Below are 23,516 nucleotides of genomic sequence, written 5' to 3'. Positions count from 1 at the left end.
CGGGCGGGGTCCGGTCCGGGTGGGGCGCCGTACGATCGGGAGGATGGCTGGTCGAGGGTGGGCGTGCGGATCCCGGGGCGTGGGGCTGGGGTGGCCGTTCGTCCTCCCGGTGCTGCTGCTCGCCCTGCTGGTGGGGTGCGGGGGACGGTCCGCGACGGACAGCGTGCGGGCGGATGTGCAGCGGGTGCTCGACCGGCGGGCCGCCGCCGTGCTGGCCCACGACGCGGACGCCTACGCCGCCACCGGTGAACGCGCCGGATACGCCCGCCTGCGGGCCGTGCCGCTGGCCGCCTGGTCGTACCGGGTGACCGCCGTCCACCGCGCCGGCGACACCGCCACCGCCGACGCGGAGCTCAGCTACCGCATCGAGGAGCACGACCGGGCCCCGGTGACCGTTTCCCGCACGGTGCGTCTGAGCCGTGACGCGGACGGGCGGTGGACCGTGCTCTCCGAGCAGCCGGCGCAGAAGGCCGGGGGACAGCTGTGGGACCAGGGCACGGTGGCCGTGGTCCGGGGCGCGCACAGTCTCGTCCTGGGCGTCGGGCAGAGCGGCGCACGGCTGCGGACCTTCGCGGACCTGGCCGACCGCGCGGTCCCGGCGGTCTCGCGGGCCTGGGGGACGGACTGGGCACGGCACGTCGTCCTGCTCGTACCGAAGTCGCTGGACGGCATGGCGGCGCTGCTCGGCTCGCCCGCCTCCTCCTACCGGGGGATCGCGGCGGTCACCACGGGCGAGACGAGCGGTGCGGACCGGACGCCCGCGGACCGGGTCATCGTCAACCCGGACGCGTACGGCGTGCTCGGCCCGGTCGGGCAGCAGGTCGTGCTCACCCACGAGACCACCCACGTCGCCACCCGCGCCCACACCAACGCCGCCACCCCGCTGTGGCTGTCCGAGGGCTACGCCGACTGGGTCGGCTACCGCGGCACCGGGCGCACCCCGAAGCAGGCCGCCCCCGACCTCGAGAGCGCCGTCACCCGGGGGGAGGTCCCCGGGGAGCTGCCCGCCGACGGCGACTTCGGCTTCGCCGGCGACGCGGACCGGCTGGCACGGGCGTACGAGGGCGGCTGGCTGGCCTGCCGGATGATCGCCGAGCAGTGGGGCGAGGAGCGGCTGGAGGCGTTCTACCGGGCCGTCGAAGAGCACGGGAAACGGGACGGGGCGGTCGAGGGCGCGATGCGGGGCGTGCTGGGGACGACGGTGACGGACTTCACCGCCGAGTGGCGGCAGTACCTGCGCGACCAGCTGGCATGACCGGCCGGCCGGGCGCGGGCCGTGCCGGTCAGCCGGTCCGCTCCAGGTGTGCGATCGCCTCGTGCAGCCAGGCCCGCTCGGCCTGGCCCGTCGCCCGCGCCACCCGCAGCATGCCCTGCCGGAACAGGTCCTCGGCCTCCTCCGCCCGTACGGGTTCGCCCTCCCGGTAGAAGAAGCTCGACGGTGCCTGAAGGAAGTCCAGGCGGCGGCGCAGCACCGCCGCCTGCTCGTGCCGGTCGGGCAGATGGCGCAGGAAGGCGAGCAGGGTGTTGAAGCGGACCTGGTCGCTGATCTCGGTCTGTTTCGGGTGGCGCAGCCGTTCCAGCAGGTCCGCGCGGCCGGCGTCCGTCAGGGACAGCACCCGGCGCGGGGCCGCGCCCGCGCCCTCCTCGGTGTGCTGGTCGAGCTTGCCGGCCGTGACCAGCCGGGTGATCGCCGGGTAGAGCGCGCCGTCGCTCACCGGTCGGACGTGCCCGCTCAGTGCCCTGATGCGCTCCTTCAGTTCGTAGCCGTGCAGGGGTTGCTCGGCGAGGAAGCCGAGGATCGACAGTTCCAGCATCGCGCGGGCTCCTCCTTGCGGTGACCGTGCCGCCATGTTACCTCTTATCGAGCTACCTCGATTCGAGATAGCTCGATAAGAGGTCCTTTAGCCCCCTGGAGAGTCCCGGTCGTGAACAGTCACCGCAAACAGCTCGTCGCTCTCGCCCGTCCCGTCTACTTCTCCCTCCTCGCCTCCGTCGCCGCCGGGCTCATCAACACCGTCTGGGTGTCCCGGCTGGGCGGCCCCGCGGTCGCCGCCGTGGCGGTCGCCACCAACACCGAGAACGTGCTGCTCGGCGTCGCCCTGGTCTTCGCCTCCGGGACGACCGTGCTGATCGCCCACGCGCGCGGCGCACGCGATCCGGGGGCCGTGCGCGCGGCCGTACGGGGAGGCTGGGCGCTGTGCGCGGTGGTGACGCCCGTGGTCGCCGTGGGCGGATTCCTGCTGCGCGAGCCGCTGGCCCGGCTGGTGCTCGGCGGCGACGACGGCCCCGCCCTGCCCCTGACCGTCGCCTACTTCGCGATATCGATGCCGGGCATGGCCGTCTTCTTCGCGCAGAACCTCGTCGACGGCATCCTCAAGGGCACCGGCGACACCAGGACCCCGATGCGGCTCGCCCTGCTCGCCAACGGCCTGATCCTCGCCCTCGACCCGCTCTTCATCCACCTCTACGGCGTCCCGGGCGCCGCCGCCTCCACCGTGCTGTGCCGCGGCGTCGCCCTCGGCGCGGGGCTGCTCGCGCTGCGCCGCAACGCCCTGCTGCGCTCGGCCGGGCGCGCCCCGCACACCGGAACCCCGCTGCGGCGGACGCTGACGACCGGACTGCCAATGTCCCTCGACTTCACCGTGCGGCAGGCCGGCGCGCTCGGGCTGGTCGCCGTCGTGGCGCGCCTAGGGGTGACGGCCGTGGCCGCGTACGCGATCGCGTACAAGGTCCTGTACGTCGCGACCATGGCCTTCTACGCCGTGCGCCAGGCCGCCTCCATCCACACCGCGCACACCCGGGGCGCGGGGCGGGACGAGCGGGGGGCGATCGGTCGGCAGGCGTTGCTCGTGTCCGGCGCGGTCGGGCTGGTGGCGGCCCTGCTGGTGGCGGCCGCGGCCCCCTGGATCATGGCCGCGTTCGGAGCGGGGCCCGCCGTGGCCCGCGAGGGCGTGCTGTTCCTGCGCTGCGTCGGGCCCTACCTGCTGCTGATGGCGGGTTTCATCGCGCTCGGCGGGGTCTTCGAGGGCGGCGGGGGAGCGCCGGCGCTGTTGCGGGTGACCGTCCTCGGAACCGCCGTCCAGCTCCCGCTCGCCCACGGCCTGTCGGGGCTCGGGCTGCCGGGGGTGTGCCTGGCGCTGGCGCTCGCGATGGCGGTGCAGTGCGCGGTGGTGGGCGTACTGCTGCGCCGGACGTGGGGGCGGGAGGAGACGGGGGTGCCGTGGGCGCGGGCGGCCTGATGGCGCGGCGGGCGGTGCGTCGGCGCGCGTCGGCGGGCGTGGCGGGGAGCCAACCGCGCGGGAGGGGGGTCAGGGGGAGACGGACCTCTCCTGGGCCCGGGGGGTCCGGCCGGGGAGGGCAGCCGCGGGGCCGGGTCCGGGCACGGTGGAGCGCCACAGCCGTACGGCCGCGGTGACCGTGGCCGCCACCAGCAGGCCGTTGCGCAGGAACAGCAGGGACACGCCGAGGGGGTCGCTCGCGACGACGTGCCGGAAGAAGAGCGGGAACTCCAGCACCGTCACCAGGGACGCGGCCAGCACCAGCACGGCGGGCGGACCCATCCGGGAGGACCGGAAGCACAGGCACACGGCCGCCAGACCGACCAGCCACACCAGGTACTGCGGGCTGATCACCCGGCTGGTGGTGGTGAACAGCAGGACGGCGGTGAGGGCGGAGTCCGCGAGCGTGTGCGGCGCGAACCGTCCCGCCCGCAGCCGCCACAGCAGCAGCCAGCCGAACGCGGCCGCGGTCAGCCCGACGGCCGCGTCACTCACCACGTCCACCCACGGGCCGAGGAACTCCACCGAGCCGTAGTGCAGCAGCACCTCGCCCCGCCAGCCGAGGTGCCGGGCCACATGGAGGGCGAGGGCACCCAGCGACTCCACCTCGGTGCCCCGGTCGCGCTGGAAGGCGAGGAAGTCGAAGGCGCCCGGCATCGCCAGCGCGAACAGACCGGACAGCGCGCCCGCGGTCACCACGGCCGCACCCGGGGCCCGCCGTCCCACCGCGCCGGCCAGCAGCAGCGCCGGCCACACCTTCAGCAGCGCTCCGATGCCGGCCAGCGCTCCCATCAGCCCCGGGCGCCGGGCCCCGGCGAGCAACGCGGCCACCGCGACCGCGGTCACCGTCACGTCGTAGCGGGCGTAGACCGTCGGGCCGAGCAGGGGAAGGCCCGCCACCCAGACCCACGCGCCCCGCGACGACCTGCCGGGGCGCCGGCCGGCGCCCCGCAGCAGGAGCAGGACCGCCAGGTCGGCGAGGAGGGCCAGGACGAAGAAGGCCGACGCGTAGTCGAGGAAGGGCAGGAGGGCGGGGGAGAGGATCGCGAGGGCGGCGGCGGGCGGGTACTGCCAGGTGACGTCGCCCCGCGGGAACGTTCCGGTCCGCAGGACGTCGTACCAGCCCTGGTAGATGACGGACACGTCGGTGGTGACGTCCGGGCCGGGGAGGACGACCACCCTGAAGACGCAGAGCAGCAGCGCGAGCCGGGTCACGCCCCAGGTGACCAGCGGCCCGGTCGGGCTGGTCCGGGCCCGCTCGCCGTCCATGAACTCCACGTCCGCCCCTGTTCATCCGCTTGTGCGGGGTATGGGGCCACATGATTCCGCGCCCGGCTGTGCGAGGGCCCCGCAACGCGGCCGAGGGCGCCCGTGAACACGGATTGGATAAGGTCGGCGGCGATGCACAAGACCCTGATCGTGACGAACGACTTCCCGCCCCGTCCCGGCGGCATCCAGGCGTTCCTGCACAACATGGCCCTGCGGCTCGACCCCGACCGGCTCGTCGTCTACGCGTCCACCTGGAAGCGCGGCCGCGAGGGCGCCGAGGCGACGGCCGCCTTCGACGCCGAGCAGCCCTTCACCGTCGTCCGCGACCGGACGACGATGCTGCTGCCCACGCCGGCGGCGACCCGGCGAGCGACCGGGCTGCTGCGGGAGCACGGCTGCACCTCGGTGTGGTTCGGGGCGGCGGCGCCGCTCGGACTGATGGCGCCCGCGCTCAGGAAGGCCGGCGCCGAGCGGCTGGTGGCCACCACGCACGGGCACGAGGCCGGATGGGCGCAGCTGCCCGCCGCCCGGCAGCTGCTGGGGCGGATCGGCGAGGCCACGGACACGATCACCTACCTCGGGGAGTACACGCGCTCGCGGATCGCGACCGCGCTGAGCGCCGAGGCGGCCGGGCGCATGGTGCAGCTGCCGCCGGGCGTCGACGAGAAGACGTTCCATCCGGGCTCCGGCGGGGACGAGGTCCGGGCCCGGCTCGGGCTCACCGACCGGCCGGTGGTGGTGTGCGTCTCGCGGCTCGTGCCACGCAAGGGCCAGGACACGCTGATCCTCGCCATGCCCCGCATCCTGGCGGCCGAGCCGGAGGCCGTGCTGCTGATCGTCGGCGGCGGGCCGTACGAGCGGGACCTGCGCCGGCTGGCGCGCGAGACCGGGGTCGCGGACTCCGTGCGCTTCACCGGGTCGGTGCCCTGGTCGGAGCTGCCCGCCCACTACGGCGCCGGAGACGTCTTCGCGATGCCGTGCCGCACCCGCCGGGGCGGGCTCGACGTCGAGGGGCTCGGCATCGTCTACCTGGAGGCCTCCGCCACCGGGCTGCCCGTCGTCGCCGGCGACTCCGGCGGCGCCCCCGACGCCGTGCTCGACGGTGAGACCGGCTGGGTCGTGCGGGGCGGCTCCCCCCAGGAGGCCGCCGAGCGGATCGTCGCCCTCCTCGGCGACGCCGAGCTGCGCCGTCGGATGGGGGAGCGGGGCCGGCAGTGGGTGGAGGAGAAGTGGCGCTGGGATCTGCTGGCGGAGCGGTTGAGGGAGCTGCTGTAGGCGCCCGCCGCGGGGCGCCGCCCCGCGGGGCGCGGGGAACCGCGCGACGAGGTAGGCGGACCCGCGGCGTGCGGGACGAGCCGTCGGCGCCCCGGAGGGCGCCGTCCGGGGCCGTGCGGGACGGGGGCCGGGCGCCCCCGATGGCGCCGCAGCGCGGCGGAACCCTTGGCGGAACCGGAAAATCCGCCCATGCTGCGGCACATGACAGCAAAATTGATGCAGCGTCAGCTGACGAGACGTCACATCCTCGGTATGGCAGCCCTCCGGACGGCGGCCACCCTCGGCTTCACCCGCGTCGGTCTCCAGTCCGCCCGCGAGGCCGAGCCCGACGCGGCCGACTCCGCCCCCGCCATCGTCGTCGGCTCCGGCTACGGCGGTGCCGTGGCCGCCCTGCGCCTCGGGCAGGCCGGCATCCGCACCCTCGTCCTGGAGATGGGCGGGCTGTGGAACACGGCCGGACCCGACGGCAAGGTCTTCTGCTCCACCGCCGCCCCCGACCACCGCTCCATGTGGTTCCGCACCCGCACCGAGGCGCCGCTGGCCACCTTCCTCTGGCTGGACGTCGTCAACAGGGACATCAGCCCCTACCCCGGCGTCCTGGACCGCGTGCACTTCGCGAACATGTCCGTGTACGTCGGGCGCGGGGTGGGCGGCGGCTCCCTCGTCAACGGCGGGATGGCCGTCACCCCGCTCCCGTCCTACTTCGCCGAGCAGTTCCCGACCGTCGACGTCACCGAGATGTACACCACGTACTTCCCGCGCGCCCGTTCGATGCTCGGCGTCAACACCGTCGACCCCGCCTGGTTCGAGTCGACGGAGTGGTACCGGTTCTCGCGGGTCTCCCGGGCGCACGCGCAGAAGGCCGGCCTGAGGACCACCTTCGTGCCCAACGTCTACGACTTCGGCCACATGCGGCGCGAGGCGGCCGGTACGGCGACGAGGTCGGCGCTCGCCGGCGAGGTGATCTACGGCAACAACCACGGCAAGCGCAGCCTCGACAAGACGTACCTCGCCTCCGCGCTCGGCACGGGCAACGTCACGGTCCACACCCTGGAGCAGGTGCGCACGATCGCCCGGGCCGCCGACGGCACATACGTCCTGACCGCCGACCGCATCGACGTCACCGGGAAGGTCGTCGAGACCAAGCAGTACGGCTGCACCTACCTCTTCCTCGGCGGCGGCAGCGTCGGCACCAGCGAACTCCTCGTCCGCGCTCGGGAGACGGGCACCCTGCCCGCGCTCGACGCGAGCGTCGGGACCGGCTGGGGGACCAACGGCAACGTGATGCTGGGGCGGGCCAACCACCTGTGGGACACCGTCGGCGCCCACCAGTCGACCATGCCGGTCATGGGCATCGACGACTGGGCCAACACCGCCAACCCCGTCTTCGCGGAGATCGCCCCGCTGCCCACGGGACTGGAGCACTGGGTCAGCCTCTACCTGGCGATCACCAAGAACCCGCAGCGGGCGTCCTTCACGTACGACAGCGCCACGGACGGGGTCGGGCTCGGCTGGACGGCCGCGCAGAGCGCCGTCTCCGTCGCCATGGCCAAGAAGCTCTTCGACCGGATCAACTCGGCGAACTCGACGATCTACCGGTACGACCTGTTCGGCTCGTCCGGCAAGGTCTTCGCCGACGACTTCACCTACCACCCGCTCGGCGGCTGTGTGCTGGGCAGGGCGACCGACGACTACGGCCGGGTGAAGGGCTACCCGAGGCTGTACGTCACCGACGGCTCGCTCGTGCCCGGCTCGATCGGGGTGAACCCGTTCGTCACCATCACCGCGCTCGCCGAACGCACGATGGCGCGGGTCCTCGCCGAGGACACCGCGCCATGAGACACCGCCAGGAGGTGGCCGAACCCCGCTACTTGGTGTAGATCGCCTCGATCTCCGCCGCGAAGTCCCTCGCCACGACGTTGCGCTTGAGCTTCAGCGACGGCGTGAGATGGCCCGAGTCCTCCGTGAACTGGGAGGAGAGAATGCGGAACTTCCGCACCGATTCCGCCTTCGACACCGCGGCGTTGCCGTCGTCGACCGCCGCCTGGATCGCCGCGAGCAGATCCGGGTCCTCGCGCAGCGACGCCGCGGTGGAGCCGGCCGGCTTGCCGTGGTCGGAGGCCCAGCGGCCCAGGAAGTCCTCGTCGATGGTGACCAGCGCGCCCACGAACGGCCGCCCGTCGCCCACCACCATGCACTCCGCGACCAGGGCGTGCGCGCGGATGCGGTCCTCGATCACGGCCGGAGCGACGTTCTTGCCACCCGCGGTGACGATGATCTCCTTCTTGCGGCCGGTGATCCTCAGGTAGCCGTCCTCGTCGAGGGTGCCGATGTCACCGGTGTGGAACCAGCCGTCGGCCAGCGCCTCGGCGGTCGCGCCGGGGTTGTTCCAGTACTCCTTGAACAGGTGCTCGCCGTGCAGCAGCACCTCCCCGTCGTCCGCGATGCGGACCACCGAGCCCGGCAGCGGCTGACCGACCGTGCCGATCTTCTGCCGGTCCCAGGGGTTGAAGGCGGTCGCCGCACAGGACTCCGTCAGGCCGTAGCCCTCCAGGACCGTGAAGCCGATGCCGCGGAAGAAGTGGCCCAGGCGCTCGCCCAGCGGGGCGCCGCCGGAGATCGCGTACTCGCCGCGACCGCCCAGCACCGCGCGCAGCTTGCCGTAGACCAGCCGGTCGAAGACCTTGTGCTTGATCCGCAGCCCGATCGACGGCCCCGACGGGGTGTCCAGCGCCTTGCTGTACGCGATCGCGGTGTCCGCCGCCTTGTCGAAGATCGCGCCCTTGCCGTCCGCCTGCGCCTTGGCACGCGCCGAGTTGTAGACCTTCTCGAAGACGCGCGGCACACCCAGGATCAGCGTCGGCCGGAAGGAGGCCAGTTCGTCGGTGAGGTTCTTGATGTCCGGGACCGTGCCCAGCTTGATCGGCGCCACCATCGGGGCGATCTGCACCATGCGGCCGAAGACGTGCGCGAGGGGCAGGAAGAGCAGGACGCTGCACTCGCCGGTGCGGAACAGCGGCCGCAGGCGCTCCACCACGTTCCCGCACTCGGCGAAGAAGCTGCGGTGGGTGAGGACACAGCCCTTGGGCCGGCCGGTCGTACCGGAGGTGTAGACGATGGTCGCCGGGTCGTCGGCCTTCGCCAACGAGCCGCGCTCCTCGAGGGTCTGGTCCGAGACGTCCTGGCCGAGCCGCCCGAGCTCCTCGACGCCGCCGGCCTCGATCTGCCAGACGTGCTTCAGGGCGGGCAGGCTGTCGCGCACCGACTCGACGGCGGCCGCGTGGTTGTCCAGCTCGACGACGCAGGCGGTCGCGCCCGAGTCGGAGAGGATCCACTGCACCTGCTCCGGCGAGCTGGTCTCGTACACCGGCACGGTGACGGCGCCCGCGCACCAGATCGCGAAGTCGAGCAGGGTCCACTCGTAGCGGGTGCGCGACATCAGGCCGACCCGGTCGCCCGGCTGGACACCGGAGGCGATGAGACCCTTGGCGGCGGCGTGCACCTCGGTCAGGAAGGCCGTGGCGGTCACGTCCTGCCAGGTGCCTGCCACCTTGCGGGCGATGACGGCGACGTCCGGGTGCTGCGCGGCGTTTCTGCGGACGATGTCGGTCAGATTGCCGTCCGCAGGGACCTCGTACAAAGCCGGAAGGCTGAACTCGCGCAAGACTGCTGCTCCTCATAGGGCGCCGGCGCCACGACGTTGTGTGATGCGACGGTGCGGTCCAAGGCTCGGGCTGGTGCTCGGGGGTCACCGGCGGGTTGAGGGCCCGCTGGTTGAAAACCTGAGCACGACTGGACTGCCCGGACGTTACCCGCCGGTATGGCTTCTTCGACAGGGGGTCCCGGCGAGATGTTCGCTGCGTCACACAGATTGCTTTTCCTGACGCACAGTAGTTCATCCGCTTACTGACTGGCCAGTAACCGCAGGTCCGGCCGCCACTGTTCACGTCTGCGGCACAGGCCTACGCTTGATCGCCATGGCATCCACACCCTCCGGTAACCGCAGGACACGCATCCACGTGGTCAGCGACGTGCACGGCAACGCGCGCGACCTGGCCCGCGCCGGCGAGGGCGCGGACGCCCTGATCTGCCTGGGGGACCTCGTCCTCTTCCTCGACTACGCCGACCACTCCCGCGGCATCTTCCCCGACCTCTTCGGCGTGGAGAACGCGGACCGGATCGTGGAACTGCGCACCGCCCGCCGCTTCGAGGAGGCGCGGGAGCTCGGCGCGCGGCTGTGGGCGGGCATCGGTGAGGACCGGGCGGCGGTGATCGAGCAGGCGGTGCGCAAGCAGTACGCCGAGATGTTCGCGGCGTTCCCGACACCGACGTACGCCACCTACGGCAATGTCGACATGCCGCCCCTGTGGCCGGAGTACGCCGGGCCCGGGACGACCGTGCTGGACGGGGAACGGGTGGAGATCGGCGGGTGGGTCTTCGGCTTCGTCGGCGGAGGCCTGCGCACCCCGATGCGCACGCCGTACGAGATCAGCGACGAGGAGTACGCGGCGAAGATCGAGGCCGTCGGCGAGGTGGACGTGCTGTGCACCCACATCCCGCCCGAGGTGCCGGAACTCGTCTACGACACCGTCGCGCGCCGCTTCGAGCGGGGCAGCCGGGCGCTGCTGGACGCGATCCGCCGCACCCGGCCCCGCTACGCGCTCTTCGGCCACGTCCACCAGCCGCTGGCGCGACGGATGCGGATCGGGGCGACCGAATGTGTGAACGTGGGGCACTTCGCGGGCACGGGGAGGCCGTGGGCGCTGGAGTGGTGAAGGAGACGGCGGGCGGCGCGGGTGAACTCGGCTGGTCGGGCGCGCGGTAGCCTTCACGCTGCACACACGTGCGCACGGTGGCGCACGGTGACCTCTCTCTACCGGCCCGCATCTGGAGGAGCCACGGCGATGGCGGAACACACCAGCTCGAGCATCACGATCGAGGCGGCACCGGCCGACGTCATGGCGGTCATCGCCGACTTCGCCCGCTACCCGGACTGGACCGGCGAGGTGAAGGAGGCCGAGGTCCTCGCGACCGACGCGGCCGGCCGCGCCGAGCAGGTGCGCCTCGTCATGGACGCGGGCGCGATCAAGGACGACCAGACCCTGGCGTACACCTGGAGCGGGGAGCACAAGGTGTCCTGGACGCTGGTGAAGTCCCAGATGCTGCGCTCGCTGGACGGCTCCTACCTCCTGAAGCCGGCGGGCGCCGGCGCCACGGAGGTCACCTACCAGCTGACGGTGGACGTCAAGATCCCGATGCTCGGCATGATCAAGCGCAAGGCCGAGAAGGTCATCATCGACCGGGCGCTGGCGGGGCTGAAGAAGCGGGTGGAGTCGGACCGGTAGTTCGGCGGCACGGTGCCCGGGCGTTCGCCGGGAGCCACCACCGACCGGGCGCCGGTGCGTTGCCTCGCCGGGGGCTGCCGCCCCCGACCCCCGCACCGGCCCTGAACGGGCCTCGTCCTCCATCGCCGGACAGGCTGAGCCGCCCGGGCCCGCACCGGGCGAAGCCGCCGCCGACGTGACCCGGCCACCGAGCCAGAACGTCGACTTCCGTTACCGTTCACCCTCATGCGCACCCTCCTGATCACCGGCCCAGGCGGCGGTGGCCGTACGACCATCGCCGCGGCCACCGCCCTCGGGGCAGCCGGCGCCGGCGTCAAGACCCTCGTGCTCAGCGCCGACCGCGCCGACACCCTGGGGGCCGCGCTGGGGGTGAGGACCGGGGCCGGCCCGACCCGGGTCGCCCCGTGCCTGACGGCCTGGCGTCCCGACGCCGCCGCCGGATTCCGCGACGACCTCGCCGGCTTCCAGGACCGCGCCTCCACCGTCCTCGACCTGCTCGGCGCCTCCCGGCTGGACCCGGAGGAGGTCACCCCGCTCCCCGGCGCGGAGGAGCTGACCCTGCTGCGCGCGCTGCGCGACGCCGCCCTCGCCGAGGCCCACGACCTGCTCGTGGTCGACCTGCCGCCCACCCCGCAGGCCCTCGCCCTGCTCGCCCTGCCGGAGGAACTCCGCCGCTACCTGCGCCGTCTCCTCCCCCCGGAGCGGCAGGCCGCCCGCGCCCTGCGCCCCGTCCTCGGGCGCCTCGCCGGCGTCCCCATGCCCGCCGAGTGGCTGTACGAGACGACCGCCCGCTGGGACATGGAGCTGGCCGCCGTGGAGGCGGTCCTCGCCGACCGGCAGACCTCCGTACGTCTCGTCGCCGAGCCGGGACCGGCCGGTGACGACGCCGTGCGCGACGCACGCCTCGGCCTGGCGCTGCGCGGCCTGCCCGTCGAGTCGCTGGTCGCCAACCGCGTCCTGCCGGAGGAGGCCGCCGACGGCGGTCCGCTCTCCGGGCTCGTGGCCCAGCAGCGCAAGTTCCTGGGGGAGTGGGGCGACGCGCACACCGTCGCCCACCTCGGGCGCGACCCCCGCGGCGACGACGACCTCGCCGCACTCGCCGCCCCCGGCGTCAACCCGGCGGCCTCCCCCATCGAGTGGCCCGTGACCGACCGGCTGGCCGACGACGGCGTGCTCGTCTGGGACATCCCCCTGCCCGGCGCCATACGCGACGACCTCGACCTGATCCGGCGCGGTGACGAACTCGTCGTCACCGCCGGCCCCTTCCGGCGGATCGTCCCGCTGCCCTCCGCGCTGCGCCGCTGCACCGTGGACGGCGCCGCCCTGCGCGACGGCCGGCTGCGCGTCCGGTTCGCGCCGGACGCCGCGCTCTGGCCGCGGACACGGTGAACGACGTACCGCCGTTCGGGTAACGTCGTAGAGACGAGCCGTAGTCAGGAGTCCGTCATGAGCGAAGAGCTCCCCCCGTCCGACGCCGGTGAGCACGAGACTGTCGTCGAGGGGCCGCGCGCCAGCGACGCCGACGCCTGGGCCACCGCCTGCGCCGAGGACCTGGAGGCCGAGAAGGCCCGCCGCCGCGACCGGCACGGCCCGCCGCCCGGCTCCGCCGCCGAGGAACTGCGCAAGCTCGTCGACAGCGTCGCCGACAAGCTGTCCGGCCTGCAGTCCCCGCTGCTCGGGGCGGTCGCCGGGCCCGCCGCCCAGCAGGTGGTGCGCCAGGTCGTCGAGCAGGCCAAGGCCGCCGTCGAACCCGTCATCGAACGCAACCCGGACGTCTTCGACCACCTGGCCGCCGCCGGCAACGAACTGCTCGCCGCGTACCGCTCCGCCGTCCAGCAGCAGGAGCGGCGCTGGACGGCCCGCGCCGGCGACCCGCGCAAGGACCTGGACGAGCACCACGACGGCGACGAGGGAACCGGTCCCGGTCAGCGCATCGACCTGGACTGACGGCCCCTCCCTCAGCCTCGGCCGCGCCCGCGCGGGGCCGCCGGCCTCCGTCGGGCCAGCCCGCCGGCCCGCCCGTCGGGCTGCCCACCGGGCGGACGACGGGCCCCGGACGGCAGGGCCTCGGGTACGGTTGGCCGTAGCGGGGCTCGACCGAAACTGAGGGATTCATGGGACTCACCATCGGCGTCGACATCGGCGGCACGAAGATCGCGGCCGGCGTGGTCGACGAGGAAGGCAACATCCTCTCGACCTTCAAGGTGCCGACCCCCACCACGCCCGAGGCCATCGTGGACGCCATCGCCTCGGCGGTGGAGGGCGCGCGTGCCGGGCACGACATCGTGGGTGTGGGCATCGGCGCCGCCGGCTACGTCAACCGCCAGCGTTCCGAGGTCTACTTCGCGCCCAACATCGACTGGCGCAACGAGCCGCTGAAGGACAAGGTCGAGGCCCGCGTGGGCCTCCCGGTCGTCGTGGAGAACGACGCCAACGCCGCGGCCTGGGGCGAGTACAAGTTCGGTGCCGGCAAGGGCCACCGCAACGTCATCTGCATCACCCTCGGCACCGGCCTCGGCGGCGGCATCATCATCGGCAACAAGCTGCGCCGCGGTCACTTCGGGGTGGCCGCCGAGTTCGGCCACATCCGCATGGTCCCGGACGGCCTGCTGTGCGGCTGCGGCTCGCAGGGCTGCTGGGAGCAGTACGCCTCCGGCCGTGCCCTCGTCCGGTACGCCCGCCAGCGTGCCAACGCCACCCCCGAGCGCGCCGAACTGCTGCTGTCGCTCGGTGACGGCACCCCCGACGGCATCGAGGGCAAGCACATCTCCATGGCCGCCCGCCAGGGCGACCCCGTCGCGGTCGACTCCTACCGCGAGCTCGCCCGCTGGGCCGGCGCCGGTCTCGCCGACCTGGCCTCCCTCTTCGACCCCTCCGCCTTCATCGTCGGCGGCGGCCTCTCCGACGAGGGCGACCTTGTCCTGGACCCGATCCGCAAGTCGTACAAGCGCTGGCTGGTCGGCGGCAACTGGCGCCCGGTCGCCGACGTGATCGCCGCCCAGCTCGGCAACAAGGCGGGTCTCGTGGGCGCGGCCGACCTGGCGAGAGAGCCCGACCCGATCATGTGACGGTCACTTCTCGGACCCGGTGACCGCACCGGCCCCAGGGGCGCGGGGACGTCGCGACAAGCCACGCACGACCGGCAGTCGCGCACGAACCTCGCGCCCCGACTCATCGGGCGTACATTGATCCACATGGAGCTGCTCCCCAACTCCCGTACGGAACCCGACGGTTCAGCCCTCATCCGCGTCCTGAGCTACAACATCCGCTCGATGCGCGACGACACCACCGCCCTCGCCCGCGTCATAGGGGCCTGCGCCCCCGACCTGGTCCTGGTCCAGGAGGCCCCCCGCTTCTTCCGCTGGCGCAAGAAGCTCGCCCGGCTCGCGGCCGCGTCCGGGCTGGTGATCCTCACCGGTGGAGGCACCGCCGCGGGCCCGGCCGTCCTCTGCTCGCTGCGGGCGACCGTCGAGCGCACCGAGGACGTGCTCCTGCCCCTCACGCCCGGACAGCACCGGCGTGGTCTCGCCACCGCCGTCGTCCGCTTCGCGGGCGTCCGCCTCGGCGTCCTCAGCTGCCATCTCGGCCTGACCGGGGACGAGCGGTACGAGCAGAGCGGCATGCTCCTCGACCGGCTGGCCGGGATGGGGGTGGAGCACGCGGTGGCGGGCGGCGACCTCAACGAGGGACCCGCCGGGCCCGCCTTCACCCGTCTCGCCGGCGCTCTCCAGGACTGCCGCGCGGTCGCCCCCTGGGGCGCCGAGCAGACCTTCCCGGCCGTCGGCCCCGACCGCCGCATCGACGCGATCTTCGCGACCGGGGACGTCGAGGTGCTCGGCTGCGGGGTGCCCCTGGGGCTTCCCGGAGTCTCCCGGGCGGACCTGAGGGCGGCCACCGACCATCTCCCGGTCCTGGCCGCCCTCAGGATCGGGGCCTAGACGACCGCTCCGCGCCCCGGATCCCCGTCGTCCTCGTCGTCCGGCCGCATCCGCATCACCAGCGTGGCGAAGCCGCCGAGGAAGCCGCCGATGCCGACCGTCGCCAGCCACCACGTCATGTCCCAGCCGAGCAGGACCGACAGCAGCAGCAGGACGGGGCCGCCGATCACCCCCAGCCAGGCGAACTTGGCCGTCGTGTCGGCGGCGGGCAGGGGCGGCGGCTCGGGCGGTACGAAGTGGCCCTCGTCGTCCTCGCCGAAGTCCGCCTCGGACGGCTCGGCCGGCGTGTAGTCGCGCGGACCGACGCCGGGCGCGAAGGAGACGGAGCTGCCCAGCGGCTTGGCCGGCTTCCTGTCGTCACCCGGCTCCTCGCCGGAGCCGGAGCCGGAGCCCGTGCCGGGCGCGGTGTCGGAGCCGTCGTCGTTCGTCTCGGCCTCGAGCAGCGCCAGGTCCTCGACCGACTTGAACGGCTTGGCACCCGGCGGATCCGCCGGCTCCTCGCCGTACCCCGCGACGATCGCCGCCCACGCGGCTTCCTCGTCGAGGGGCACGCCCTGCCCCGCCGGCTCGCGGTCGCGGCCGCCCTCGCGGTCGTCGCGGTGCTCGAGGTCCTCACGGCCCTCGCGATCCTCACGGTCCTCGCGGTCGGAGTCGTGCTCAGCCACCTGCCGTCGTCCCTTCCTTGCCGACACTGGGAGCGAGCCGGCCGATGAACGCGAGACTCTCCTCGAAGATCCGGTCCGCGTCGTGGTCCAACGTCGCCACGTGGTAACTCTGTTCCAGCAGGATCTCGGTCACGTCCGTCGACGACACCCGGCCCAGGATCCGGGCCGAGTCGGCGGCCGGCACGACATGGTCCCGCACACTGCGCAGGAGCAGCAGCGGCTGGGTGACCTGCGGCAGCTCCCCGTCGGCCAGCCGCAGGAAGGTCCGCAGGGAGTGCGCCGCGTGCAGCGGCACCCGGTCGTACCCGGTCTCCAGGACCCCCGCCTTCGCGATGTCGCTCCGGATCCCCTTCGTCGTCCGCACGAGATGGCGGGCCACCGGAAGGGCGTACGCGGACAGTCCGTGCACCTTGTTCGCCGGGTTGACGACCATGACGCCCTCGACCCCCTCGCCGTGCTTCGCGGCGAGCCGCAGCGCCAGGGCACCGCCCATGGACAGGCCGGCCACGAAGACCCGCGCGCAGCGCTCGCGCAGGATGCGCAGATCACGGTCGACCTGCGCGTACCAGTCGGGCCAGCCGGTGAGCGCCATGTCCTCCCAGCGCGTCCCGTGCCCCGGCAGCAGGGGCAGGCCGACGGTCAGACCGTGCCCGGCCAGATACCGGGCCCAGGGGCGCAGCGACTGTGGGGAGCCGGTGAAGCCGTGGCAGAGGAGGACCCCGACCTCACCGCCCTCGTGGCGATACGGCTCGGCTCCAGGAAGGACCGGCACCTTCGGTCTCCTGTCTTCGTCTTGTCTACATGGGAGGGACGTGTGGTTCACCGTACGCGACCGCACTGACACCGACCAGGGCCGTCGGAGCCTTTGGCGCCGCGCCGGGTTAAGGTCTGAACGACACATACAGGAGGCACTCGGTTGTTGTACGGCGCGATGAAGGTTTCCGTCGGGGGGCCGCTGAAGATGATCTTCAGGCCCTGGGTGGAAGGCCTCGAGAACGTTCCCGCCGAGGGCCCCGCGATCCTGGCGAGCAACCACCTGTCCTTCTCGGACTCGTTCTTCCTGCCCGCGGTCCTCGACCGCAAGGTCACCTTCATCGCGAAGGCCGAGTACTTCACCACGCCCGGTGTGAAGGGCCGGCTGACCGCGGCCTTTTTCAAGGGCGTGGGCCAGCTCCCGGTCGACCGTTCCGGCGCGCGCGGCGCGGGGGAGGCCGCCATCAGGAGCGGTATGGAGGTGCTGGAGCGCGGCGAGCTGTTCGGCATCTACCCGGAGGGCACCCGTTCGCCCGACGGCCGCCTCTACCGCGGCAAACCGGGCGGTCTCGCGCGCGTGGCGCTCGCCACCGGCGCGCCGGTGATCCCGGTCGCCATGATCGACACCGAGAAGATCCAGCCGCCCGGCAAGGTGATGCCGAAGGTGATGCGCCCCGGCATCCGCATCGGCAAGCCGCTGGACTTCAGCCGCTACCACGGCATGGAGCACGACCGCTTCGTGCTCCGCGCGGTCACCGACGAGGTCATGTACGAGATCATGAAGCTCTCCGGCCAGGAGTACGTCGACATGTACGCCACCGCCGCCAAGCGGCAGATCGCGGAGGCGGCGAAGGCCGAGAAGGAAGCGGGCAAGGCCGCCAGGGAAGCCGAGAAGGCCGCGCAGGCGGCCCTCGCGCAGGCCGAGAAGGACCAGGCGAAGAAGGAGAAGTCCGAGTCCTAGGCTGTCCGGGACGCGGGGGCGGGACGACGGGGGCGGGACGACGGGGGTGGGGACATGGCCAGGCGCGAGAGAGTCATGCGGATGTCGGTCGAGCTGCCGCTGTGGCGCGCCCTGACCTTCTACCGGGTGCTGACCATGCTGTACGCGGTCGGCCTGTTCGTCTCCGCCCACGACGACTACGACCGGCCGGGCATCGCGATCGCCTACTTCGCCGTCCTGTGCGTCTGGACGCTCGCCACCCTGCCCCGCGTGCAGAACGCGGCCACCTGCACCAAGCGCTTCCTCGCCGCCGACCTCGCCGTCGCGCTCATCGGCATCGTCCTCACCCCGCTGGTCGTCGACGACCAGCACATCCTGGACGGCGGCCCCACCCTGCCGTCGATATGGACCGCCGGCTCGGTCCTCGCGTACGCCATCAAGGGAGGCTGGCGCTGGGCCGCGTTCGCCTCCACGCCGGTCGCCGTCGCCAACCTCATCGAACGCGGCCACCCGGCCCGTGACACGGTCCACAACGTGATCCTCGTCTGGGTCGCCTCCATCGCCATCGGCTACGTCGTCGAGGTCGCCCGCGCCTCCGAGCGCACCCTCGCCCGCGCCCTGGAGATCGAGGCCGCGACCCGGGAACGGGAGCGGCTCGCCCGGGACATCCACGACAGCGTCCTGCAGGTGCTGGCCATGGTGCAGCGGCGGGGCGCCGTCATCGGCGGTGAGGCGGCCGAGCTGGGCCGGATGGCCGGCGAGCAGGAGGTGGCGCTGCGCACGCTGGTCTCCGGCGGCCTGGTGCCGGTCTCCCGGGTGTCGGAGGACGAGGCCGAGGGGGCCGTCGTGCGCGCCGTGGAGGTGCCCGACGACGAGGACGACGGCGGCCCCGTGGACCTGCGCTCGCTGCTCGCCCCCTTCGCCGCCGCCCGCGTCAGCCTCGCGGAGCCCGGGGCCCCGGTGCTGCTCCCGCCGGCCGCCGCCCGGGAGCTGGCCGCGGCCGTCGGTGCCGCGCTGGACAACGTACGCCGGCACGCGGGCGAGGACGCCAGGGCCTGGATCCTGGTCGAGGACGAGCCCGACGCGGTGATCGTCTCCGTACGCGACGACGGGCCGGGCATCCCGGAGGGGCGGCTCGCGCAGGCCGAGGGCGAGGGAAGGCTCGGGGTCGCGCTGTCGATCCGGGGCCGGCTGCGCGACCTCGGCGGCAGCGCGGAGCTGATCTCGATGCCGGGGCAGGGCACGGAGGTCGAACTGACCGTGCCGAAGAACGACATGAACGACCCACGGGGGAAGGCGGGCACACGATGAGCGCAGAGCAGGACGGGCGGGCCGGAGCACGGGGCCCCCTGAAGGTCATGGTGGTCGACGACCACCCGATGTGGCGCGACGCCGTCGCCCGGGACCTCGCCGAATCCGGCTTCGAGGTGGTCGCCACCGCCGGTGACGGCGAGCAGGCCGTGCGCCGCGCCAAGGCCACCACGCCCGACGTGCTCGTACTGGACCTGAACCTGCCCGCCAAGCCGGGCGTCCAGGTCTGCAAGGAGGTCGTCGCGGCCAACCCCGCCCTGCGCGTCCTCGTCCTCTCCGCGAGCGGTGAGCACGCCGACGTGCTGGAGGCGGTGAAGTCCGGCGCGACCGGCTACCTGCTGAAGTCGGCGTCCACGGAGGAGCTGCTGGACGCGGTGCGCCGCACGGCCGTCGGCGACCCGGTGTTCACCCCCGGTCTCGCGGGCCTGGTCCTCGGCGAGTACCGCCGCCTCGCCTCCGAGCCCGCGCCCACCGCCGGCGCCGACGAGCCGAACGCGCCCCGGCTGACCGACCGCGAGACCGAGGTGCTGCGCCTGGTCGCCAAGGGGCTGAGCTACAAGCAGATCGCCGAACGCCTCGTCATCTCCCACCGCACGGTCCAGAACCACGTCCAGAACACCCTCGGCAAGCTCCAGCTGCACAACCGCGTGGAACTCGTCCGGTACGCGATCGAGCGCGGCCTCGACGACGAGTGACACCCCTGCGGTTCGACGGCGAGGACACGCTCGGCGTCGCCGCACGCCTTTCCGGCGAGTACGACGTGACCTGCGCCGGCGTACCGAAGACGGTCGGCGACGACTTGTCCGCCACGGACCGCACCCTCGGCTCCGACCCGGCGGCCGGCCTCGCCGCGGAGGCCGTCGACCGCCCGCACACCACGGTCCGCCCTGCGGGTCCTGGTCACTACGGTCGCCCCGCGGGGCACGGACAACGTCCGCGTACCGATCCGGGAAGCGTCGGCACGGCTGAGGACGGTGGACCCAGACTGGACGCGGGGGCCGGAGTGTTCTTCGGCTGACGGACCGACGATCCGCTGGAGCGACGGGGGAGTCATGGTCGGATGGTGGAAGTCGCTGAGCCTGCGCGCGCTGCTGGAGGTCCAGGCGGAGACACTCGCCTGCGTCTGGCCCGCCGTGCGGGACGGCACGGTCCCGCCGGCCCCGGAGCCCGAGCGGACGCGCGCGCTCGCCGCACTGTCCCGGGCGGCGTCCAAGGCGGCCGCCGGCGGGGGAGACGACGCGCCGGAGCTCGCGGTCGCCCTGCTGGCCGGCGCCGTGCTGCACCGCGTGACTCCGGTGGGCGTGCCCCCGGCGCTGCTCCCGCTCGTCGACCCGGCGGCGGACGTCGACGCCCGGTCGGCCGCCGTCGCCGCCGGGGCGGCCGCCGGGTTCGCCGGCCGGGCGGGCTCGGACCGCACCCCGCCGTGGCTGCGCCGCTGGTGCCTGGAGGCGGCCCTGCTGTGCGGCAGCCGCTGCCTGCACGGGCCGGCCCCCGGCGACGAGGCGCGCGGCAAGGTGCACGAACTCCTCGCGGTCATCGCCGGGCAACGCTTCGGGACGGTCGGCGACCCGGCCGACGAGGACGTCGCGATCACCCATGCCCGTGCCGCCCTCGACCTGGCCGGCGGGCCGGAACGCCCCGGCCGCGCCTCCCGCCTCGCCCGGTTGCTGACCAGCCGCTCGGTGCGGCTGCGGGACCCCTCCCTCATCGGCGACGCCCCCCAGCTGGCCCGGTCCGCGCTCGCCCCGCTGGACCCGGCAGGCTTCGCGTGGCTGGCCCAGGCGGCGATGACGGTGAGCACGCTCCTCGCCGCCACCGTCCAGGACACCAAGGACGTCGCGCTCTTCGACGAGGCCCTGGACCTGGAGCGGGCGATACGGCGCCATCCGCAGTACCACCGCGTCCAGGACGGGTACCTCACCGCGCACGCGGGCCTGCTCGCCCAGCGCTTCGCCCGGCGCCGCGACCCGGACATCCTCGACGAGACCATCGCGGCCTACGAGGAGCTGTACGCCCTCGATCCGACAACGCACGCCGCCGATCTCGGCCGGCACCTGCAGTACCGCCACCAGATGCGCGGCGACACCGCCGACCGGCACCGCGCCCTGGAGCTCATGGCCGAGGCACTGTCCGCCGGACCGGCCGACCCCGAGGCGGTCATGTCCTACGGGACCGCCGTGCTGCACGAGCACCGCGAGTCGGGCGGCACGGAGGCGGTCCGGCGGGCCCTGGACACGGTGGCCCGGCTCACCGCCCCCGGAGCCGCCCACGCCGACGACAGCCGGGTCCTCGGCACCCTCGCCGACCTGCTGCTCGTCACCGGCGAACGGGCCCGCCCACCGCAGTACGGCCCCGCCGAGGCCGCCGCCCGCCGCTCCGTGGCCCGCGCCGGCACCCCGGAGCACAGGGCCCGTGCGCTGGCCCGGCTCGCCCAGCTGCTCGTGCACCGCTACCGGACCACCCCCGACCTGGCCCTGCTCGACGAGGCGGTCGCCTGCTGCCGCGAGGGCTGCGCCGTACTGCCGCCGGACGCCGAGATGCCCCCGCAGCTGCCGGGCGCCCTCGTCATGGTGCTGGTCGAACGGCACGCCCGGACCCGGCACCTCGCCTCCCTGCGCGAGGCCGTCGACGCGGCGGAACGGCTGGAGAGGGAGACCCCCGACTTCGGCTCCGAACACCCCGTGATCCTCGGCAACCTGGTCGGCCTGATCGTCGAGTACGCCCAGCAGACCGGGGACCCCGGCGAACTCGACCGGGGACAGCGGCTCGTGGAGCACGCCCTGGCCACCACCGCACCCGGCCACTTCTGGCGCGGCCACCTGCTGGACGCCCTCGGCGGCATCCTGCTCGCCCGCACCAGGCTGCCAGGCGCCGGAACCGAGGCCGCCGACACCGCCGTACGGCACTACGAAGCGGCCGTGCGGGACCTGCCCCAGGACCCGCGGCGCGGCGCCCCCGTCCTGTACGCCAACCTGGCGCACGCGCTGTGGGCTCGGCACCGGCACGGCGGCGGCCGCACCGACCTGGACCGGGCGCTGGAGGCGGCGCGGAGGGCCGTACGCCTGCTGCCGCCCGGCGAGCCGCGCCGCGGCGCCGCCCTCACCGTGCTCTCCCGGATCCTCACCACCGCCCGCGCCGACGGCGGCCACGACGCCGTACGCGACGAGGCGCTCGCCGTCAACGCCGAACTCGCCGCCGACCCGGCGCAGTCCGCGCTCGTGCGTACCGGTGCCGCGCTCGAACTCGCCACCGTGGCACGGGCGTCCGGTGACACGGAGCGGTCCGTGGCCGCGGCCCGCGCCGCCATGGAGACGCTGCCGCTGGCCGCCTGGCGCGGTGCCGACCGGTCCGACCAGGAGGAGACGCTCGGCGGCATGGCACGGGCCGGCGCCTTCGCCGGGCTGATCGCGCTGGCCGCCGGACGGCCCGCCGAGGCGCTCGAACTGATGGAGGCGGGGCGCGGCGTGCTCGCCGCCCAGGCCCTCGAACTGCGCACCGAGACCGACGAACTGGCCGCGTCCCAGCCCGAGTCGGCCGCCCGGCTCGACGCGCTGCGCCGGGAGCTGGACCGGGTCGCCGTCGACGGCATGGCGGGCGAGGAGGCGGACCGGCGCCACCGGCTCGCCCGCGAGTGGCAGGAGACCCTGGACGAGATCCGCGCCCGCGACGGCTTCCAGGACTTCCTGCGCCCGCCCCGGGCGGAACAGTTGCTGCGGGCCGGTGAGCACGGCCCGGTCGTCGTGCTCACCGGCGGTCCGGCCGGCGGCGGATACGCCCTGCTGCTCGACGGCCCCGACCTCAAGGCCCTGCCCCTGCCGGGCTTCTCCGAGGCCGAGGCCAGGGAACGCGGCGAGACGCTCTTCCGGGCGGTGGCCGCCGCCGCCCGCTCCGGCCTGGCCCGCGCCTTCGCCGAACAGGCCGTCGGGGACATCCTCGACTGGCTCTGGCGCACGGTCGCCGCACCCGTCCTCGACGCCCTCGGCATCACCGGCCCTCCGGCGCCCGGCGAGGACCCGCCCCGCCTGTGGTGGTGCCCCTCCGGAGCGCTGTCCTTCCTGCCGCTGCACGCGGCGGGCGAGGTACCGGACCGGGTGGTGTCCTCCTACACGCCGGGCGTCGGCGCCCTGCTCCGGGCCCGGAGCGGCACGCCGGCCGCGGCGCGCCCCCTGATCGTCGCCGTCCCCGAACTCGACGGCCGGGCACCGCTGCCCGGCGCCCTGCGCGAGGCGGATCTGGCCCACGCGGCGGTCGGCGGCACCCTGCTCACCGGGGACGCGGCCCGGGTCGGCGCCGTACGGACCGCACTGGCCGCACACTCCTGGGCGCACTTCGCCTGCCACGGCGTCCAGGACCCCGAACAGCCCTCCCGCGGACGGCTGTTGCTGCCCGACGGACACCTGTCCGTACTGGACGTCTCCCGGCTCCACCTGCCCGGCGCCGCCTTCGCCTACCTCTCGGCGTGCGAGACCGCCGTGGGCGGCGCCCGCCTGCCCGACGAGGCGCTGCACCTGGCCGGATGGCTCCAACTCGCCGGTTTCTCCCAGGTGATCGGCACGCTGTGGCGGGTGGACGACGCGTCGTCGGCGGAGATCGCACAAGGGGTGTACGGGGCGCTGGGGGACGCGGGCCCGGGCGTCCCGCCCGCCGCCCTCGCCCTCCACCTCGCGGTGGGCCGTCTGCGCGCCCGCCACCCGGACCGCCCGCTGAGCTGGGCCGCGCACATGCATTCCGGGGCGTGAGCG

20 protein-coding genes are annotated in these 23,516 nt (G+C 74.0%); 15 read left to right on the top strand and 5 right to left on the bottom strand.

Features of this window, described 5'->3' with window-relative positions:
* The first annotated feature begins 43 nt into the window (after positions 1 to 43).
* Positions 44 to 1,255, top strand: a complete 1,212-nt coding sequence (locus tag ACIBBD_RS00675) for a hypothetical protein (protein WP_399417057.1) — start codon at positions 44 to 46, stop codon at positions 1,253 to 1,255.
* A 28-nt stretch (positions 1,256 to 1,283) separates the two neighbouring features.
* On the opposite strand, the gene ACIBBD_RS00670 is transcribed toward ACIBBD_RS00675, so the two are convergent.
* Positions 1,284 to 1,814: a PadR family transcriptional regulator gene (locus ACIBBD_RS00670; RefSeq protein ID WP_399417056.1), complete on the bottom strand. Its 531-nt coding sequence runs from the start codon at positions 1,812 to 1,814 to the stop codon at positions 1,284 to 1,286.
* Between the two features lie 111 nt (positions 1,815 to 1,925).
* Here ACIBBD_RS00670 and ACIBBD_RS00665 point away from each other — a divergent pair, with 111 nt between their 5' ends.
* A complete protein-coding gene (locus ACIBBD_RS00665) occupies positions 1,926 to 3,239 on the top strand; it encodes an MATE family efflux transporter (RefSeq protein WP_399417055.1) in 1,314 nt (437 codons plus the stop codon).
* 69 nt (positions 3,240 to 3,308) lie between these two features.
* Here ACIBBD_RS00665 and ACIBBD_RS00660 read toward each other — a convergent pair whose 3' ends face one another.
* The gene (locus ACIBBD_RS00660; RefSeq protein ID WP_399417563.1) at positions 3,309 to 4,547 is read right to left on the bottom strand and encodes a glycosyltransferase 87 family protein; all 1,239 of its coding nucleotides are present in this window, start codon (positions 4,545 to 4,547) and stop codon (positions 3,309 to 3,311) included.
* Positions 4,548 to 4,679: 132 nt separating this feature from the next.
* Between ACIBBD_RS00660 and ACIBBD_RS00655 the strand changes: the two genes are divergently transcribed.
* Both ACIBBD_RS00655 and ACIBBD_RS00650 read left to right on the top strand, forming a co-directional pair.
* Positions 4,680 to 5,822: a glycosyltransferase family 4 protein gene (locus tag ACIBBD_RS00655; protein ID WP_399417054.1), complete on the top strand. Its 1,143-nt coding sequence runs from the start codon at positions 4,680 to 4,682 to the stop codon at positions 5,820 to 5,822.
* Between the two features lie 252 nt (positions 5,823 to 6,074).
* Positions 6,075 to 7,661, top strand: a complete 1,587-nt coding sequence (locus ACIBBD_RS00650) for a GMC oxidoreductase (protein ID WP_399417053.1) — start codon at positions 6,075 to 6,077, stop codon at positions 7,659 to 7,661.
* A gap of 28 nt (positions 7,662 to 7,689) precedes the next feature.
* Here the strand turns inward: ACIBBD_RS00650 and ACIBBD_RS00645 are convergent, their stop codons facing one another.
* Positions 7,690 to 9,486 carry an AMP-dependent synthetase/ligase gene (locus ACIBBD_RS00645; protein ID WP_399417052.1) on the bottom strand — a complete coding sequence of 599 codons (1,797 nt, stop codon included), beginning with the start codon at positions 9,484 to 9,486 and terminating at the stop codon, positions 7,690 to 7,692.
* 355 nt (positions 9,487 to 9,841) lie between these two features.
* On the opposite strand from ACIBBD_RS00645, the gene ACIBBD_RS00640 reads away from it, so the two are divergent.
* From ACIBBD_RS00640 to ACIBBD_RS00615, 6 genes are all read left to right on the top strand, one after another.
* Positions 9,842 to 10,597: a metallophosphoesterase gene (locus ACIBBD_RS00640; RefSeq protein ID WP_399417562.1), complete on the top strand. Its 756-nt coding sequence runs from the start codon at positions 9,842 to 9,844 to the stop codon at positions 10,595 to 10,597.
* Positions 10,598 to 10,726: 129 nt separating this feature from the next.
* The gene (locus ACIBBD_RS00635) at positions 10,727 to 11,167 is read left to right on the top strand and encodes an SRPBCC family protein (RefSeq protein ID WP_399417051.1); all 441 of its coding nucleotides are present in this window, start codon (positions 10,727 to 10,729) and stop codon (positions 11,165 to 11,167) included.
* Positions 11,168 to 11,392: 225 nt separating this feature from the next.
* Entirely contained in the window at positions 11,393 to 12,556 is a 1,164-nt protein-coding gene (locus tag ACIBBD_RS00630; RefSeq protein WP_399417050.1) for an ArsA family ATPase, read from the top strand.
* A 57-nt stretch (positions 12,557 to 12,613) separates the two neighbouring features.
* On the top strand, positions 12,614 to 13,114 hold the full coding sequence (locus ACIBBD_RS00625) for a DUF5304 domain-containing protein (RefSeq protein WP_399417049.1): 501 nt from the start codon (positions 12,614 to 12,616) through the stop codon (positions 13,112 to 13,114).
* Positions 13,115 to 13,281: 167 nt separating this feature from the next.
* The gene (locus ACIBBD_RS00620; RefSeq protein WP_399417048.1) at positions 13,282 to 14,235 is read left to right on the top strand and encodes an ROK family glucokinase; all 954 of its coding nucleotides are present in this window, start codon (positions 13,282 to 13,284) and stop codon (positions 14,233 to 14,235) included.
* A gap of 126 nt (positions 14,236 to 14,361) precedes the next feature.
* Positions 14,362 to 15,105 carry an endonuclease/exonuclease/phosphatase family protein gene (locus tag ACIBBD_RS00615; protein ID WP_399417047.1) on the top strand — a complete coding sequence of 248 codons (744 nt, stop codon included), beginning with the start codon at positions 14,362 to 14,364 and terminating at the stop codon, positions 15,103 to 15,105.
* Here ACIBBD_RS00615 and ACIBBD_RS00610 read toward each other — a convergent pair.
* On the bottom strand, positions 15,102 to 15,770 hold the full coding sequence (locus ACIBBD_RS00610) for a hypothetical protein (RefSeq protein WP_399417046.1): 669 nt from the start codon (positions 15,768 to 15,770) through the stop codon (positions 15,102 to 15,104). The two genes, ACIBBD_RS00615 and ACIBBD_RS00610, sit on opposite strands and share 4 nt — an antisense overlap.
* Positions 15,763 to 16,542 carry an alpha/beta hydrolase gene (locus tag ACIBBD_RS00605; RefSeq protein WP_399417045.1) on the bottom strand — a complete coding sequence of 260 codons (780 nt, stop codon included), beginning with the start codon at positions 16,540 to 16,542 and terminating at the stop codon, positions 15,763 to 15,765. Before ACIBBD_RS00605 ends, ACIBBD_RS00610 begins: the two co-directional genes overlap by 8 nt.
* Positions 16,543 to 16,701: 159 nt before the next feature.
* Here ACIBBD_RS00605 and ACIBBD_RS00600 point away from each other — a divergent pair, with 159 nt between their 5' ends.
* The 5 genes from ACIBBD_RS00600 to ACIBBD_RS00580 are packed head-to-tail and all read left to right on the top strand — an operon-like array spanning position 16,702 to position 23,513.
* Positions 16,702 to 17,484: a lysophospholipid acyltransferase family protein gene (locus ACIBBD_RS00600; RefSeq protein WP_399417044.1), complete on the top strand. Its 783-nt coding sequence runs from the start codon at positions 16,702 to 16,704 to the stop codon at positions 17,482 to 17,484.
* Between the two features lie 54 nt (positions 17,485 to 17,538).
* Positions 17,539 to 18,774 carry a MacS family sensor histidine kinase gene (gene macS / locus ACIBBD_RS00595; RefSeq protein WP_399417043.1) on the top strand — a complete coding sequence of 412 codons (1,236 nt, stop codon included), beginning with the start codon at positions 17,539 to 17,541 and terminating at the stop codon, positions 18,772 to 18,774.
* Entirely contained in the window at positions 18,771 to 19,469 is a 699-nt protein-coding gene (locus ACIBBD_RS00590; protein ID WP_399417042.1) for a response regulator, read from the top strand. The genes macS and ACIBBD_RS00590 overlap by 4 nt, the downstream gene beginning before the upstream one ends.
* The gene (locus tag ACIBBD_RS00585) at positions 19,466 to 19,792 is read left to right on the top strand and encodes a 6-phosphofructokinase (RefSeq protein WP_399417041.1); all 327 of its coding nucleotides are present in this window, start codon (positions 19,466 to 19,468) and stop codon (positions 19,790 to 19,792) included. Before ACIBBD_RS00590 ends, ACIBBD_RS00585 begins: the two co-directional genes overlap by 4 nt.
* 34 nt (positions 19,793 to 19,826) lie before the next feature.
* The gene (locus tag ACIBBD_RS00580; RefSeq protein ID WP_399417040.1) at positions 19,827 to 23,513 is read left to right on the top strand and encodes a CHAT domain-containing protein; all 3,687 of its coding nucleotides are present in this window, start codon (positions 19,827 to 19,829) and stop codon (positions 23,511 to 23,513) included.
* Positions 23,514 to 23,516: the final 3 nt, after the last annotated feature.

The organism is Streptomyces sp. NPDC051315, assembly GCF_044455165.1.
GTDB lineage: Bacteria > Actinomycetota > Actinomycetes > Streptomycetales > Streptomycetaceae > Streptomyces.
The sequence above is the reverse complement of the archived record's forward strand: the minus strand, read 5'-3'. Positions and strand labels throughout refer to the sequence as shown.